Origin of the sequence: Clostridium transplantifaecale (assembly GCF_900626075.1) — a bacterium.
Classification (GTDB): Bacteria; Bacillota; Clostridia; order Lachnospirales; family Lachnospiraceae; genus Otoolea; species Otoolea transplantifaecalis.
Genome location: NZ_UYZY01000010.1, coordinates 54,697 through 71,069, shown reverse-complemented (window position 1 = coordinate 71,069; position 16,373 = coordinate 54,697). Strand labels below are relative to the sequence as shown.

Below are 16,373 nucleotides of genomic sequence, written 5' to 3'. Positions count from 1 at the left end.
GAACAAATCAGCGGCCGCAGGCCGGGGTTCGGGATGGCGAAAACCTTCGCGTCTTCAGTCCCGTCGACAACCTGCCCGGGGAAGGAAGGAGAAAACTTTCCGAAGGGGACATTGGAGCCCACTGGTGCTTAGACGGCGTTCTTTGACGTCTTAGCATCCGCTGTGCGCTCCACAAGCGGGAGCGGGTCCCCGTAGGAATTTTTTCTCCTGGATTCCCCCTCACCACAACCTACAAGCCGGGACTGAAGACTCACAATCTCCCCCTCACCATCCCGAACCCCGGCCGTCCCGGCGGCGTTCTCATTTCCTCTCAAAAAATTCCCCGGCCTCACCCAGATTCTCAATCACCCGGTAACATTTTGCCCTGAGCGCATCGTCCGGCCGCGTCAAATCCGGGACCATGACGGGAATACAGCCCGCACGTGACGCCGCCTCAATCCCGTTTGAGCTGTCCTCGAAGACCATCGTTCTGCTGCAGTCCGTGCCCAGGCACTCCGCCGTCCTGATGAAAATGTCCGGCCACGGCTTTGCGTGCTCCACCTCGTCTCCGCAGACTATCGCACTAAAGTACTCCCGGATGCCGGCATTTTTCAAATTAGACAATGCCGTCTCCCGGCTGCTTCCGGTGGCGACCCCCATAGGGATTCTCTTATTCCTCAGTGTCTCCAGCAGCCGGTAAAGTCCCGGTTTGACCGGTATTCCCTGTTTCCTTAACATCTCTTCCGCATAATGAAGCCGTATCTGAAGAGCCTGTTCGTAATTGAAGCCTTCGCCGTACTGTGCTTTGAACTTCTTCTTTGCGTCCGCCCGGTTACAGCCCCTTATCCCGGCCACCACTTCCTCGCCGACAGGATATCCCAGTATCCTGCCGGCTTTTTTCCAGCCTTCCAGTCCGAGCCGTTCCGTGTCGAACATCAGGCCGTCCATGTCGAATATTACGCCTTCTATTATCATAATAATGCGATCAGTTTCAGCCAGTCTCCCGGACAGGCGTCCAGATGGGCAATCGCCTCAGGCAGTTCCTCAAAGGAAACAGCTTTTGAAATGATATTGGCCGCCGGAACCCTGCCGGAAGAAATCAGCTCGACCGCCTCCACAAATTCCTTTGTCACTCCGGTCCGCGAACCGACAATCTGCAGCTCTTTTCTTGTAATCACTGCGGTGGGAAGTTCAACCGGTTTATTCGGCCAGCCGGTCAGAGCCACTCTTCCCGTGGACGCCGCGTAGTCCAGCGCATTCCCGACTCCGGCCGCAGAACCCGAGACCTCGGATACGCATTCCGCCATCCGCCCGCCGGTTATCTCTTTAATATAAGAAACGGCATCATCCGTCATGGAATTCACGGTATGCGCTATACCCAAAGTCTTTGCCAGTTCCAGCCTTTGATCCACAATATCCACCATAATGGGGATTCCGCCGTAAGCCAGAGCCGCCATCCCCACCAGCATGCCGATAGCGCCGGCTCCGATAATTACGATGTGCTCGCCCTCTTTCAGTTTCAGGCTGTGAACCGCATGAAGCGCAATTACAAGCGGCTCGGTCACGGCCAGCTCCTCCCATGTCATGGAGTCCGGCACCTTGACCATATGGCTCAGAGGGTGTGTAAAATATCCGCTCATACTGCCGCCGGTCTGAACCCCCAGAACGTTCAGGGATTCACAGCAGTTCGTTCTTCCCTGGGAACAGGGATAGCAGGAACCGCAGTAAAGATACGGATCCAGGACAACTCTGTCGCCCTTTCTGATCCCATAGGAATTTCCTTCTTCCACCTCCGTGACAATCCCGGCTGTTTCATGCCCTATCACAAGAGGATATGATACATTCGGGCTCTTTCCCGCATAGGCGTGAACATCGGAACCGCAGACCCCCAGTGCCTTTACCTCGATGACCGCACACCCTTCCCTCCACTTTGCATCCTGAATTTCTGCCACACGGATCTCTCCCGGCTTATCAATCATGATTGCTTTCATTGTATATTTCCTTCCTTATACATGGCTCAATTTTACCGTCATACCCGGCAATGTGCCTAATGCCCGTTTGGCAGCATCACATGCATTACTGTACATAACAAAACAGGTTTTAAGTTCACTGCCCGCCCGGCAGTTTATACACCGCTGTATGCCGTATATCCTCCGTCCACCGGAAGAATGGCGCCGGTAATAAACGATGCAGCCTCATCATCCAAAAGAAACAGCAGCGCTCCCGACAATTCTTCCGGTTTCCCAAGACGTTTCATCGGGGTTCCCGCAATAATCTTATTAAGACGCACAGTCGGCGTCACCCCGTCTTTTTCATAGAACAGCGCCTGTGTCTGGTTGGTAGATAAAAAGCCGGGGGCGATGGCGTTGACGCGTATCGATGTCTCTGCAAAATAGGTGGCGAGCCACTTCGTAAAGTTGCCGACCGCCTCTTTTGCCGCCGCATAAGCCGGGATTTTCGTCAGAGGGAGGAATGTATTTACCGATGCAATGTTGATAATATTACATGGTTCTTCCCCCAGCATATCCGCTGCGAATTCCTGGGTTGTCAGAAATGCGCCCGTAAAGTTCAAGTCGAAAACAAACTTCCAGCTCTCTTTATCTATATCAAAGAACGTCTTTTCATGTCCTATCTGGCACTGCCTGAATCCCTCGCTGTCCGTTGTCGCCCTGGGATTGTTGCCTCCCGCCCCGTTGATCAGGATCCGGCAGGGGCCAAAGGTGCGCATTACAAGCTCATGCGCCTCCTTTAAGCTGTCCGCAGACAAAACATCACATCCGACTGCCAGCGCAGTCCCGCCGTCGGCCGCAATCTCATCCGCCACTTTTTTCGCGGCCGCCACGTTAATGTCAAGCACCGCCACGTTGGCTCCTGCCGCCGCCAGCACCTTTGCCATATATCCGCAGATAACGCCTCCGGCGCCCGTAATGACGGCAGTCTTTCCGGCCAGCGACACATTTAATGTAAGTTTCATTCTCTACTCCTCCTCATTTCATTATAACGGTGATTAGAACAGCAGTCTTGGCAGAACCAGGGAAATCTGAGGAACAAAAATCAGCAGAAGGATTACCACGCAGATAATTCCCAGGTACGGCGCCAGATATTGAAGTGCATCCTTCATCTTCGCCTTTGCAATTCCCATGGTGATAAACAGCACGCCTCCCACCGGCGGAGTCACTCCCGCATAGACAAGTGTGATAACCATAATCAGGGCAAACTGGATTGCATCGATTCCATACTGTGCGGCTACCGGCATCAGAATCGGCGCACAGATGATCGTCGCGGACAATGTCTCGATAAACATCCCGACAAACAGTAAAAACAGGACTAAAAGTATCATGATGATGTATTTATTATCAGTTAAACCTGTGAGGAATGTGATAATCATTTTCGGGAATTTCTCGTAAGCCACAAGCCAGCTGAAGATCGAAGCTCCCGCTACAATCAGAAGGGCCATGCCCGTCATCGAAGCCGCCTTAAGGAAAATCCTCGGAAGATCCCGGTAAGTAAATTCTTTGTATACAAACATGCCGATGATAAGGGCATACACAACTGCAATTGCTCCCGACTCCGTAGGGGTGAATACGCCTGAAACAATTCCGCCGATAATAATGAGGGGCATGATAATTGCCAGTATGCCGTCTTTAATCGCCGTCATCCTCTCCTTAAAAGGAACTCGTTCCCCTCCCTGTATCCCCAGATGTTTGGCATAAAAATATGTTACAACTGCAACGCCAAGGCCGATAATCAGGCCCGGAATGACACCGGCCATAAAGCACTCGCCGATGGAAAGCCCCGTTAAAGAGCAGTAGATAATCATCGTCAGGCTGGGCGGTATAATCGGTCCCAGGGAACCGGCGCAGGCTTGTATTACCGCCGCAAGTCCGCGGGGATATCCGTTCTTAAGCATCGAAGGAATCAGCATGGAACCCACGGCGGCCGTATCGGCGGCGGCAGAGCCGGACACTCCGGCAAACAATACGCTGGTTCCGATGTCTACCATACCAATGCCGCCGGTAATATGGCCTACAAATGCCTTTGCAATATTTACAAGGCGTTTGGAGATGCCTCCCGCCTCCATCAGCTCGCCGGAAAGCATGAAGAAAGGAATCGCCATCAGGCTGAATGAATTGATGGAGGAAAACAGTTTCTGCGCCACCAGCATGGATGAAATTTTATCATCCATGAAAATCGCAACTACAGAGCCGAGGCCGAGTGAAAATGCAATCGGCACCCCCAGCATTAAAAGCACGAAAAACAGTATAAATGCCGTAACTAACATACACCTGCCTCCTCTCCTTCTTCCTCACGTGTTCCATTCAGATGAACCAGATAATAGCTGATCTGCTCAAAAAACATCAGCACGCCGCCAATCGGGATCGCCGCACACACAACGGCCATAGGCCAGTGCATGATAGGGGAACTCTCCGTCATCTGGGTCTGGCAGACCAGAACGCCGAGATATGTCATACAGATAAGAAATACCGCAGACGCTGCACAGACAATCGTGAACATCACTTTCCAGCTTTTCCCTTTACATGATTCCAGCAGCAAATCAAAACATACGTTTCTTCCTTCCCGGATTGTGATGGAACCTCCCAGATAAACCAGCCAGACAAATGCAAATCTGGCCAGCTCGTCTGCCCACCGGATCGAAGATCCGGCGACATAACGGGCCACTACCTGGGCAAACACAACTGCAACCACCACCATAAACAAGAATGTTACGATAATATTGGTAATTTTCCGCATTGCATCTAAAATTTTATTTAACACAGCGTTTCCCCTTTCCCCGACACCTGCTTCCGAACATTATTTCAGGCTCTGAATCTTATCATAAACGTCCTGCAGGCTGTTATCTGCGATGAATTTCTCAAGGTAAGGGCCTGCCGCTTCTTTAAACGGCGCCAGATCCACCTCTGTAATCTGAACTCCCTCATCCTCCAGCTTCTTCATGGAATCCTCAAACAATGTGGATGTGTACTCAAGGAATTTGTCCTGAGCCATCACGGAAGCTTCATCTATAACCTGTTTCTGGGCATCCGAAAGATCGTCGTAGACTTTCTGGCTCATGGAGTATGCGGTGAACGTAAATACATGCTTTGTCTGTACGTAGTTCTGGGCAACTTCATAGAACTTTTGTAAATAAACGTATTCCGGATGTCCCTCCAGTCCGTCGGCAACGCCGGTCTGTACAGCGGTATATGCCTCGCCCGATGGAATAACCGTTGGGTTTGCACCAAATGTTTCAAAGGCGGCAATCGTATGGGGCGCCTCCGGTGTGCGCATGATCAGCCCTTTAAAACCGTCAAAACTGTTGACGTTTTTATCCTTTACCAGGGAGCTTCTAAAATACAGCGGCTGAATGCTCAGCACGTGGAAACCGCCTTTATCGGACATCTTGCCGCGGATAAAGGAAAGCACCTCATCATCCTGTACCATCTTAATCGCCTGCTCCCTTGAATCAATCAGATACGGCATATCAAACAGGGCGCCTGCCGGATCATAATTTGCAAAAAGGGCCGTGTCGGAAAGGGCAATGTCAAGTGTTCCCTGGGACAGCGCCGACAGCGCATCGGCCTGGCCGAACAACTGGCCGTTGGCGTAAATATCCACCTTCATTTTCCCTCCGCTCAACTGGTTAACCGCATCGGCAAATGCCTCTGCATAAACATGGTTGGAATCGTCCTCCGAACAGTGATGGGACAGCGTCAATGTCAGCTCTTCCACACCGTCCACCGGCGTTACATCCGATACCGTCTGAGACGTTTCCGTCTTTTCCTTATCCTGTTCCGTAGCCTTTGCATCGCCGGATGTCCCGGTGCTGCCTCCGCACGCGGTCAGAGAAACCGCCATAGCCGCTGCCAAAACAATGCCTGTGAATTTTTTCATTTTTCTCATGTTCTTTCTCCTTTTATATTTGACTCTTTATTTTAGGCTCTCGCCACCATCTCACCGTACTCGTCTTTACACTGCCTGATAAAGGCCATGAGCGCTTCGGCGCTCGGCATATCGGCGCTGCAGGCATGGCTCGCCACCAACATAGCCGCTTCGGCGCTGCCCATCTCCAGGCAGTCAATCAGTTCCTTTCCCTCTAAAAGCCCGTACAAAAATGCCGCCGCATAGCCGTCACCGCCGCCAAAGCCTTTTAACGCTTTGACCGGGAACGGTTTGATTGAATAGCTGTTGCCATCGTAAGCATAAGCCGTGGAACCTTCCCTGCCGTGTTTGATTACAACAATTCTTGCCCCTTTCGCACACCAGGCCTCGGCCGTCTCCACGTCCGTTCTGCCCGGAGCAATCAGACTTTCCGTCAGGTCATATTCCTCGCGTGACCCGAGAATGATATCTGCCTGGGATGCAACCGCCGAATAGTAAATCGCAATCTCATCATGGTTCTTCCAGTTGTAAGCCCTGTAATCAATATCAAAAATAACAGGGACCTGATTTTTCTTAGCCAGGGAAACTGCCTTTAACGCCGCCTCCCGGGAAGGTGAAGCCGCCAGCGCCGTTCCTGAAATCAAAATTGCTTTTGCGCTCTTTATGTACTCTTCATCGATGTCCTCCACACTGAGCTTAAGATCCGCAATACAGTTGCGGTACATTAGAATACTGCTTTCCGTCGGGCTCAGGATCTCGGTAAACGTAAGCCCCAGCTTTTCTCCATTCCGGCATCTTGAAATATGGGAGGTGTCAATCCCCTCATTTTCAAAATAGCGCTCTACGAAAGTGCCGAACTGGTCATCAGATACCTTTGAGAAAAATCCAACCTTTTTTCCCAGTCTTGCCATCCCCACCGCAATGTTGGCAGGGGATCCGCCCACATACTTTTTAAATGTCTCACTTTCATAAAGCGGTTTGTTGTAATCCAAAGGGTTAAAGTCAATCGCAACGCGTCCTAAAAGGATCAAATCATACTTCTTACCCTCGTCAAATGTAACATACTTCATTTTCTTCTCCTCCCACCTTCCGGCACACCTGAAATATCCGTATCCGGCGCCGGCGCTTATTGATTATTAAATACTGCAATGCACTTTTTTACATTGTTGCATACATAGCGCACCATCTGTTCATTCAGTTCAAAATAATTATGTTCTCCGTTTCCGGCCAGATAATCGGCCGCCCCTTTTGTCATGGCGTCAAAATTGGCCGTGGCAATATTGATTTTACGGATTCCGCAGTGAATCGCTTCCCGAAACTGCTCATCCGTGATTCCCGTGCCTCCATGCAGCACCAAAGGTTTACTCACTCTGCCCGCGATGTCGCGGAGTACATCAAAATTCAGCTTTGGGATTCCCCTGTAATGGCCGTGCGCATTGCCGATTGCGATCGCCAGGGCATCCATCTTCGCCTCATGGGCAAATCTCTCCGCCTCCGCCGCATCCGTATACAGGACCTGATGCACTCCGTCACCCTCATTTCCTCCTACCACTCCCAGCTCCGCTTCCACCGTGGCGCCGTATGGTCCGGCCGCCTCCGCTATCAGATTGGTGAGACGGATATTCTCTTCAAGCGGCCCGTCGGAACCGTCAAACATAACGGAAGTAAATCCGTAATCCAGCGTTTTCTTTATCATCTCCGGTGACTTTCCGTGATCCAGATGGACGGCGATTCTGACTCCGGCCGTTCTGGCCGCCTCCACCATCATGGGGGCAATGTATTCGACCGGCGAATACCCCATCCTCTTTTCCGCAACCTGCAGGATTACCGGTGTATCCATCTCCTCCGCCGCCTGGATTACTCCCATTACGCTTTCCATATTGGCAACATTAAAACCGCCGACGGCTCTTCCGTACTCATCTGCCTCCGCCAGCAATTCTTTCATCGTGCATATCACAATTCCCCCTCCTGTTCTTTCCCGATTATTTCTTTCACTTTTTTGCTCTGCTTTTTCCTTCTTCACTTCGGCAGGGCCGCATCGTTCCTTTTCCATGTCTTTATGACATTTTATGATGTATTCTTGATTTATTTATTGTTACTTTATGATTTAATGTTAGCATCTTCTTGAATTTTAGTCAATAGCCGTTTACATTTTTATTAATTATGCAGATTTTCATCTTATTTTATTGTGCATATTGTATAAATGTTTTTACTGCCGCCCATAAAACAAACCTTACCTTCACGGAATAAAGCTTTTCCGGCAAAAAAAGAACAGCTTCTGCCTGCCGGGTTCCCTGAGTTATGTAACCTTCCGGGCCCGGCAGACCGAGTCTGTTCTCTTTCTATGTATTAAATATATTACGGTTTATATTTTGATCCTATATTCTGGTCTTATATTCCAGCCTTATATTCCGGTCTTGTTAATCCCACAGCCTCCTGTAAATATTTTTCAAATCCTCCGCATTCAATTCCTTCCTCGTATTGGACGGACTTCCGCTGATCATTGCATCCTCAGCCATCTTTCCAATGGAGGAGAAGAAAAGTTCCCTGTCGATTCCATACTGCTCCAGGGTCGGTATCTCCAGGGTGCGGCAGAGTTCCTCCACCGCGTTTAAAAATGCGTGTGCGGCATCCATGTCGGAGTCCTGCTCCCCGGCGGCGCCGATGGCCCGCCCCAGTTCTCCGAACCTTTCATACGTTCCGTCCAGCACAAAATCAAAACACTCTTTTATCAGCATGGCATTGGAAATACCGTGTGGTACATGGAACAGCGCTCCGATCGGCCGGCTCATTCCATGGACCACAGTCACGGATGCATTGTTAAATGCAACGCCTGCCTCCAAAGCGGCCGCCGCCATCTGCACTCTGGCCTCCACATCCTTCCCGTTGTGGAAAGCGGCCGGCAGATACCGGAAGATCCTTTTGACGGCCGAGATCGCAAATACATCGGACAGCAGATTCGCCTTTTTGGAGGTATACGCCTCCGCGGCATGTGTCAGGGCGTCGAGCCCCGTAGCCGCAGTAATCTTTGGCGGAGCCGTCATCGTAAACTGCGGATCTACAACAGCCAGAGACGGCATGATGTCTGCTCCCTTTAACAGCATTTTGACATCGTTCTCCGTATCCGCAATAATTGTAAACTGGGTGGCCTCGGAGCCGGTCCCCGCCGTAGTTGGTATGGCCACCATCGGGGCTGCATCCGCCTTAATTTCTTTTCCCATCAAATCTGAAATTTTCCCGCCCAATACGGCAAGGACAGCCACTGCCTTCATCGTGTCGAGGACGCTGCCGCCTCCCAGGGCAATCAGGAAATCGCAGGATGCATCTTTATAAACTGCCAATCCAGCTTCCACCATCCGATCCGTCGGTTCACCGGTGATGCCGTCATAAATTTCATACTTCACCCCTTCTTTTTCCAGGACATTTTCCAAAACCTTTACATTTCCCAGCTCCACCATCACCCGGTCCGTCACAATCAGAGCCTTTGTCCCAAGTCCCTTCAGAAGCTTTGCCGCCTCGTCCAGCGCATGTTCCCCCATTATTACCTGCTTCGGCATTATAAATTGATTTGCCATTCATTTCTCCTCCTTGTCAATTTTTGGGTTGTTTTTGATTCCTTTAGTGTTGTTTTGTTTGTACTTTTATTATATCTTAGCATTCAAATATGGTATGTCAATAGTTTTTGGTGTTATTTTGGAATTTTGTTGTGTTTTTTTATTATTTTCCTTGTGTTTTGTTTATATTCTGGTTATAATTAACTCAAGAAAATAAGGAGCTATAAGTATGAGAGTTGAACGAATTAATGAAATTGAACGATATATTTTAGAAAATGGCTCTGTCACCAGCGACAGGCTCTGCGAAATTTTCCGTATTTCTAAAAACACGCTGCTGAGGGATCTGAATATTTTGTCCGAGAAAGGGACCGTCAAGAAGGTGTATGGAGGAGTCACCGCCATGCATCCGCCTTTTTCCGTAAAGGAACTGCTTCCCTTCAATGACAGGGATACGAAAAATATAGATTTGAAAAACAGGATTGCCGGACAGGCTGCCATCCACATTCAGCCCGGGGATACCATTTTTGTGGACACCGGTACTTCGACCTTAAGTATTCTGAGCTATATTACCAACATACAGGGAGTGACAATTATCACAAACAGTGTCCAGTTCATGTACCGTGTGCTGAATTTTCCAAATATCAATGTGATTGCCCTTCCCGGCGTGCTGAACCACAACACCGCATCTCTTGTGGGCGTACCCTGCATCAACAGTTTGAGCACCTACAATATCAGCAAGGCTTTTATGGCCTGTACCGCAGCCTCCCTGCAGAGCGGAGTGACAAACGCAACCTCCGAAGAATACGAGGTTAAAAAAGTTGCAATGGCCCAGAGCCTGGAACATATCCTGTTAATCGACCATACAAAATTTAACCAGACCTCCCTGATGACCTATTCTCAGCTTAAGGATTTCGACCTGATTATCACGGATAAACTGCCTGAAAACGATTATATTGAATATTTTAAAACCCACCGGGTGACATTGGAAATCGCTGAGTAGTAAGACAGTGTAACAGAACAGCCGTACGGCTGAGCTACAGTGCGGCCGAATCGCAGTGCAGAAGAATTACAATGCGGCTGAGCTGCATCAGGAAAAAAGGTAAATCCGTCATACAAGAAAGGACTTCGTTTCAATGAATCTCCCTCAAGCTTCAGATTTAGAATCTGACGTATGAAGGCCGCCTCATTGAAACGAAGTCCTTTTTATCATTATAGATTAAACATCCTGGTAGCCACTGTAAAATAAATGGCAATGGAGCAGGTATCCACCAGCGTCGTGATAATTGGTGAAGCCATAATAGCAGGATCCAGTTTCACTCTCTTTGCCAGCAGCGGCAGGATGCAGCCGATGATCTTGGAAATGATAACCGTGCCAATCAGCGAAACGCTGACAGCGACAGCCAGCCTCATATCGCGGTACATCAGGAAAATTCTCAGTCCGTTGGCCGCAGCCAGTATCACGCCGACGATCAGCGAGATTCTGAATTCCTTGTACATCACCCTGAAAATATCCTTAAACTTTATCTCATCCAGTGCAATTCCCCGGATAACAAGAGTCGCACTCTGGGAACCGCAGTTTCCGCCCGTATCCATCAGCATCGGTATAAACGCCACCAGAAGCGGCACCACGGAGATCGCGTCCTCATATCTGGTGAGCAATGTTCCCGTCATCGTTGCCGACAGCATCAGGACCAGCAGCCAGACAATTCTGTTTTTCGCATGCTGGAGCACGGAAGTGTCAAAATACGATTTCTCACTTGGATTCATAGCCGCCATCTTCGTGATATCCTCGGTGGCCTCGTCCACGGCAACGTCCCAGGCGTCGTCAACCGTTACGATTCCGACCATCCGCTCCTCCGTATCAAGCACCGGAATCGCCAGCAGGTCATATCTGGAAAATAATCTGGCAACCTCCTCCTGGTCCGTGTGGGTATAGACGGAGATAATATCCGTCTCCATCAGTTCCTCTATTTTCATGTCATCGTCCATCGTCATCAGATCTTTGGCCGAAACAATACCCGTCAGTTTTCTGTTTTCAAGCACGTAACATGTGTAGATTGTTTCCTTGTGGATTCCCGTTTTCTTAATGTGGGCCAGAGCCTGAGCCACCGTGTTCTCTTTTCTCAAATCCACGTATTCGGTCGTCATAATGCTGCCCGCGCTGTCCTGCGGGTAATTTAAGAGCACGTTAATCTGCGCCCGCTTCTCACCGTCCACCGTTTCCAGAATCTGAGTCACCAGGTTGGCGGGAAGTTCCTCCAGCATATCCACCGTATCATCCATGTACAAATCGTCCAGAAGCTCTTTCAGCTCTTTGTCCGTAAACATCTGCACAAGATGCGGCTGCATTGTGTTATTCATATTCGAAAACACATCGGCCGCTTTCTCCTTTGGAATCAGACGGAAGGCCGTCGCCATATCCTTATCATCCAGCTCTTCCAGCAGGGACGCAATGTCCACTGCGTTCATCACATCCAGAATACTGCGGACTGCTTTGTATTCCCTCTTTGCCATAAGTTCCATAAAAATATCTCTGTTCATTGTTCAGTCCTCTCTTTCTTCTATTTTGTTTTTCTGTCTGATGAAGCACCCGGTACATACACGAGTGATAATTGCCTCCGGCATCCATTACGTCTCACCTGCCTTTCTAATTTATATTATTAATCGATAAATCCCGCTGCCATACGTAGCAGCGGGATCTCAATTATCTGAAATTTTCCATTTCGGCCTTCCGTTTTACCGGATTCCAAAACTGCAACGTACAAGCTTTAGTATCACAGGGCAATAGCATTGCATTAGGTGATGCCTTTACGACATCTCCTGCTAACCAGCGCGTTGTGTCTCCACAAATTTGCGGCAGCAATCTTAGGAATATTCCAAATCCCTGTGGTAACCTCACCTACCGAAGTTTCCATATATTCTGTTTTATTATATGACCAGTCTGCCGAAACGTTACCGGAACTTGGATTCTAACGTTCCATCCGTCTTCACGGCAGCTTAAGTCTGTCGTATTATACAACCATGCCGCTGCCCTGTCAACACCTTCAGAACAACTTTACATAATTTTTCCAGTATCTTTACGCGGGCATTTGACAGACTCTTTATACTTGGTACCCAGGAATTTCTGGAACCGCCATCTTATGTGCTCCAAGACACCTGCCGCTCATGCAACAGCCTGTCCGAAGGTTGTGAGCTGCTCCAATCCCAAGGATATAAAAATAGCCACTTGCAGCAAGCCGGAATACCAGGATAAAAGCACACTGCTAAGTACAACAATATCCTCTGATTTTCTTAACGTAATACTTAAAACTTGGTGACTTATTTGCATCTATATCTATGTATGGAGTTATATTTTCAGCCCATTCACTCTTTCGTATGCCGACTGTATTATTATATGATGTATTTCTAGAACGCTTAAATTCTTTTTCATTAATCACTTTAAATAATTTTTCCCATGTCCCACAAATGGAATCTTGTACATATGAATCATATTCCTTTTTATTAGCGTTTGGATATGCTTGTTTTATTGCGTTAAAATCCCCCAGGAGCCACGCTTCCATTTCTTCTATTGCAAGACATACGATGCAATTTTCAACTGGCATTCCCACACTGTCCTTGATTGTACTCATGATTTCCCGTTTGAATTTATCGCATTCTTTGTTATCACAATCCGTCACCACAACAAAAACTTCCATATAATCTTTCAAGTTAGGATCAGAATTTAAAAATCCTCTGATTAGCCTTGGAATATTATTTAATAGTGTTTGAGTACGTATTTGCGTTGCTGAAATCATGCTCTTAGGCAAGCTTCCACATCCTTTATAATAGTGAATAGAAAATGTATATCCTTCTGTGGGTATAAGCTTTTTCATCAATATATCTAACATTTTCGAACCTGACAAATCTTCTACAAAAATTCTAAAATGAGTATGCATAGTTACCCCCGCTCTAAATATTCACTATACCATAAATCCCCCAGTGGAACTTCCTTCGCTAAATTTTCAATATATGGCATCTCACTTGCTCTGATAACTGTAGAAAAGCCATCCTGCTGTTTTTCTAATATCCAAACTTCATCAGGTGAAAGCGCATTAACAAAAAATGGACTGTGCGTCGTTATAAACATTTGATTTTTTGATTTTGTTTCAATGACTTTCCTGCGCAGTTCTGTTGCAAGAATTGTTAAGAGATTATGATAAAGCCCATTTTCAGGTTCCTCCAAGCAGATTAGCGGAGCCATTTCGCTATCTTCAAGCATCACTAAATATGCCACTAATTTAATAGTTCCATCCGACATTTTCTGGACATAATGGGGATTAGTAAAACCTTTTTCTTCAAAGCAAAGTAAAAGCCTTCCATCATCCATTTTTTTAGTATAAATATTAGAGATTCCTGGTATTTTTTTTGATATGGAATTCAATATCACCTGCATCTGACGTTTTCCCTTTAATTGTTCCATATATTGGATTACATTAGAAAGATTACTCCCAGTTTTATTCAAATGTTTCTGGGGGCCGGCTAATGGCAGGTCCCTTGCCTCCGAAGGTGAAAAATATGAAAGATACCATCCCTGAATAAAATTTCTAAACTTTGTTATTCTCGGATGTTCTTTCAAAGCGCCTAATGTTGTTATTGCAGGCATATTCAAATCGCTAAGGTTAACAGGGGTTGACTTTGCATCTTCTACCCCCTCCAACATTTCTCCTGTCCATGCCTCACCCTTGCCATTTTTAATGTTCAAAAAAGAATATGAATTTCCATATTTCTCACCAGCACGTCGTTGTCTCAACCGTTCATATTCAATATATGGATGCTCAAATCTATCACTGCTTATTGCCAAATTATATGTTATAGGACGACTATTTTGATTTTCGCGATATGTTATTTCAAATTCTATCGGTCCCTCTGTATCTTTAGACTTTAAACTACCGAACCCTCTTCTTCCATTTTCATAACAGGATTGCTCCACTCCCAGCCGTAAACAATCTGCCACAAAACCCATTGCATCAAAAAAAGTACTTTTTCCTGTTCCGTTTTTGCCAATTATAGTAACCAATGAAGTTAGCGGCTTTCCCGAAGTATTTGACAAAACATAACCAAATGTTACATCTTTTAATACGCCATAATTTTTTATTCTGATTCCTTCAATAATAGGCATCTTCATCCTCCTGAAATATTTAACTATTCTGTTAAAATTCAAACATGTCTATCCGAATGATACTATATCAATTATAACCCTTTTTCTAACTATCAGTCAATGTGAGGCTTTGCTCTCATATCACCCGATATACATTTTTTTCCGCCGAACATCAGGCCGAGCGCCATCCCTGCCGCGGCCGGTATCATCCAGCCCAGTCCCAGCTCATAACCCGGCAGAAGTGAGGCGGCCTTTGTTATCCCCGGAATCGGGAGTTTCGCCTGCTCCAGTGCATAAATGATGCTGACAACAGCGGTCAGGCAAATTGCCGCCGGATACATTCCTCTGCCTCGCCCTGTTCCCCTGTTCATAAATGACAGGACAATCAGCACAATGGCAACCGGATAGACCGCATTCAAAACCGGCACGGAAAATGCCAGTATCCGGTCCAGGCCCGCATTGGCAATAACGACGCTGGTCACGGCAAACAGGATTACCCAGGCATGGTAGCCAATCCGCGGAATCAGTGATGAAAAATATTTACTGCAGCAGCTTAAAAGTCCGATGCAAGTATTCAGACAGGCAATAAAGAAAATGACGCCGAGCAGGACAGCTCCTGCATTTCCATAGAATTTACCGGCGGCAAAAGTCAGAATCCTGGCGCCGTTGTCCAGTCCTGCCGCATCCGCCTGTACCTGTCCTCCCACATAAGCAAGCGCGGCATAGACAAGAGCCAGCAGAATTCCGGCTGCTATACCGCTCCGTATCGTCGTTTTCACTACCTGGCTGTCTTCCTTTACCCCAAGCGCCCTGATATTAAGGGCAATCACAATACCAAAATTCAGTGCGGCAATCGTGTCCATGGTCTGATAACCCTCCAGAAAACCGGTGACAGCCGCCGCCCCGTTATAAGCTCCGGCCGGTCCGCCCGTAACGGGCTGGTGGTGAAAAACACTTCCCGCAAACATGATAAAAATCAGGAACAGAAGCGCCGGGCAAAGTATCTTTCCAAGCCTGTCCGTCAGCCGATCCGGGTTAAATGCCATAAATGCCGCGATGGCAAAAAATATAATGGAATAGATTAGCTGTCCCGCCGCTTTACCGCTTTCGCCCACCAGAGGCAGCAGCGTCATTTCAAATGAAGTGCTGGCCGTCCTGGGAATTGCCAGGCAGGGACCGATCGATAAATAAATCAGGATGGTAAACACCAGGGCAAAGACCGGATGAACACGTCCCGCCAGCCTGGAAAGCCCGCCAGAACGCGCAACCGCAACGACGCCGAGCACGGGAAGTCCCACCGCACTCACCAGAAATCCTGCTGCCGCCGGCACAATCGCCGTTCCGGCCTGTACTGCCAAAAAAGGCGGAAAAATCAGATTTCCCGCTCCGAAAAACATGGAGAAAAGTGTCAATCCCACTATCAGAACTTTTCTCCCGTTTAAAGTTCCCTCTCTGTCCATAAATATATTTCTCCCGTATTATAATCTAAAGTCATAGCAGACATGAAGATAGTTTATACCGAAATTGATATTTTTACAAGGCAAAGAGGGGGATTAGTTGTGAGGCGAGGACGCCTCTGTAAGATGGCGGACGGGGGAGTGGGTTGGATGAATGAGTCATCAGTCCCGGTTTTGGGGGGTGGTGAGAGGGAATCCGGAGAAAAAAATTCCTGCGGGGACGCGCTCCCGCTTGTGAAGCGCACAGCGGATGCTAAGCTCGTGAGGAACCTCGCTAAGCACCGGCGGGCTTCAAGGTCTCCCTTCGGAAAGTTAGTTACCGCGTACTTCGTACCCGGTAACCCGCTTCGCGATGCACAGAAACGG

The 16,373-nt window shown here is 48.0% G+C and carries 15 protein-coding genes and 1 riboswitch; of the genes, 1 reads left to right on the top strand and 14 read right to left on the bottom strand.

The genetic code is table 11. The annotated features are described in order from the left end of the window. Positions 1-128: 128 nt before the first annotated feature. The 10 genes from EJL91_RS24325 to EJL91_RS24280 all read right to left on the bottom strand — a co-directional run bounded on the left by EJL91_RS24325 (position 129) and on the right by EJL91_RS24280 (position 9,434). Positions 129-314 carry a hypothetical protein gene (locus EJL91_RS24325; protein ID WP_125144570.1) on the bottom strand — a complete coding sequence of 62 codons (186 nt, stop codon included), beginning with the start codon at positions 312-314 and terminating at the stop codon, positions 129-131. Further along, on the bottom strand, positions 301-954 hold the full coding sequence (locus EJL91_RS24320; RefSeq protein WP_125144569.1) for an HAD family hydrolase: 654 nt from the start codon (positions 952-954) through the stop codon (positions 301-303). The genes EJL91_RS24325 and EJL91_RS24320 overlap by 14 nt, the downstream gene beginning before the upstream one ends. Then, positions 951-1,970 (bottom strand): zinc-dependent alcohol dehydrogenase, encoded by a 1,020-nt coding sequence (locus EJL91_RS24315; protein WP_125144568.1) that lies wholly within the window; start codon positions 1,968-1,970, stop codon positions 951-953. The genes EJL91_RS24320 and EJL91_RS24315 overlap by 4 nt, the downstream gene beginning before the upstream one ends. Before the next feature lie 134 nt (positions 1,971-2,104). Beyond that, positions 2,105-2,953, bottom strand: coding sequence for an SDR family oxidoreductase (locus EJL91_RS24310; RefSeq protein ID WP_125144567.1), 849 nt, complete (start codon positions 2,951-2,953; stop codon positions 2,105-2,107). Between the two features lie 33 nt (positions 2,954-2,986). Beyond that, positions 2,987-4,261 (bottom strand): TRAP transporter large permease, encoded by a 1,275-nt coding sequence (locus tag EJL91_RS24305; protein WP_125144566.1) that lies wholly within the window; start codon positions 4,259-4,261, stop codon positions 2,987-2,989. Next, positions 4,255-4,755, bottom strand: coding sequence for a TRAP transporter small permease (locus EJL91_RS24300; protein ID WP_125144565.1), 501 nt, complete (start codon positions 4,753-4,755; stop codon positions 4,255-4,257). The genes EJL91_RS24305 and EJL91_RS24300 overlap by 7 nt, the downstream gene beginning before the upstream one ends. 36 nt (positions 4,756-4,791) lie before the next feature. Continuing rightward, positions 4,792-5,880 carry a TRAP transporter substrate-binding protein gene (gene dctP, locus EJL91_RS24295; RefSeq protein WP_243125556.1) on the bottom strand — a complete coding sequence of 363 codons (1,089 nt, stop codon included), beginning with the start codon at positions 5,878-5,880 and terminating at the stop codon, positions 4,792-4,794. Between the two features lie 32 nt (positions 5,881-5,912). Next, on the bottom strand, positions 5,913-6,929 hold the full coding sequence (gene iolC, locus EJL91_RS24290; protein WP_125144564.1) for a 5-dehydro-2-deoxygluconokinase: 1,017 nt from the start codon (positions 6,927-6,929) through the stop codon (positions 5,913-5,915). Positions 6,930-6,985: 56 nt separating this feature from the next. Then, positions 6,986-7,816, bottom strand: coding sequence for a ketose-bisphosphate aldolase (locus EJL91_RS24285; RefSeq protein ID WP_341467057.1), 831 nt, complete (start codon positions 7,814-7,816; stop codon positions 6,986-6,988). 463 nt (positions 7,817-8,279) lie between these two features. Further along, positions 8,280-9,434 (bottom strand): iron-containing alcohol dehydrogenase, encoded by a 1,155-nt coding sequence (locus tag EJL91_RS24280; RefSeq protein ID WP_125144563.1) that lies wholly within the window; start codon positions 9,432-9,434, stop codon positions 8,280-8,282. A gap of 208 nt (positions 9,435-9,642) precedes the next feature. On the opposite strand from EJL91_RS24280, the gene EJL91_RS24275 reads away from it, so the two are divergent. Continuing rightward, complete coding sequence (locus tag EJL91_RS24275; protein ID WP_125144562.1) at positions 9,643-10,413, top strand: DeoR/GlpR family DNA-binding transcription regulator; 771 nt, start codon at positions 9,643-9,645, stop codon at positions 10,411-10,413. 209 nt (positions 10,414-10,622) lie between these two features. Here the strand turns inward: EJL91_RS24275 and mgtE are convergent, their stop codons facing one another. The 4 genes from mgtE to brnQ all read right to left on the bottom strand — a co-directional run bounded on the left by mgtE (position 10,623) and on the right by brnQ (position 16,010). Beyond that, complete coding sequence (mgtE, locus tag EJL91_RS24270) at positions 10,623-11,954, bottom strand: magnesium transporter (protein WP_125144561.1); 1,332 nt, start codon at positions 11,952-11,954, stop codon at positions 10,623-10,625. Positions 11,955-12,159: 205 nt separating this feature from the next. Then, a riboswitch (M-box (ykoK) riboswitch) is annotated at positions 12,160-12,327 on the bottom strand. A gap of 349 nt (positions 12,328-12,676) precedes the next feature. Then, the gene (locus EJL91_RS24265; protein ID WP_125144560.1) at positions 12,677-13,348 is read right to left on the bottom strand and encodes a DUF4276 family protein; all 672 of its coding nucleotides are present in this window, start codon (positions 13,346-13,348) and stop codon (positions 12,677-12,679) included. Between the two features lie 2 nt (positions 13,349-13,350). Beyond that, entirely contained in the window at positions 13,351-14,571 is a 1,221-nt protein-coding gene (locus EJL91_RS24260; RefSeq protein ID WP_125144559.1) for an AAA family ATPase, read from the bottom strand. A gap of 92 nt (positions 14,572-14,663) precedes the next feature. Further along, positions 14,664-16,010, bottom strand: a complete 1,347-nt coding sequence (gene brnQ, locus EJL91_RS24255) for a branched-chain amino acid transport system II carrier protein (RefSeq protein ID WP_125144558.1) — start codon at positions 16,008-16,010, stop codon at positions 14,664-14,666. Positions 16,011-16,373: the final 363 nt, after the last annotated feature.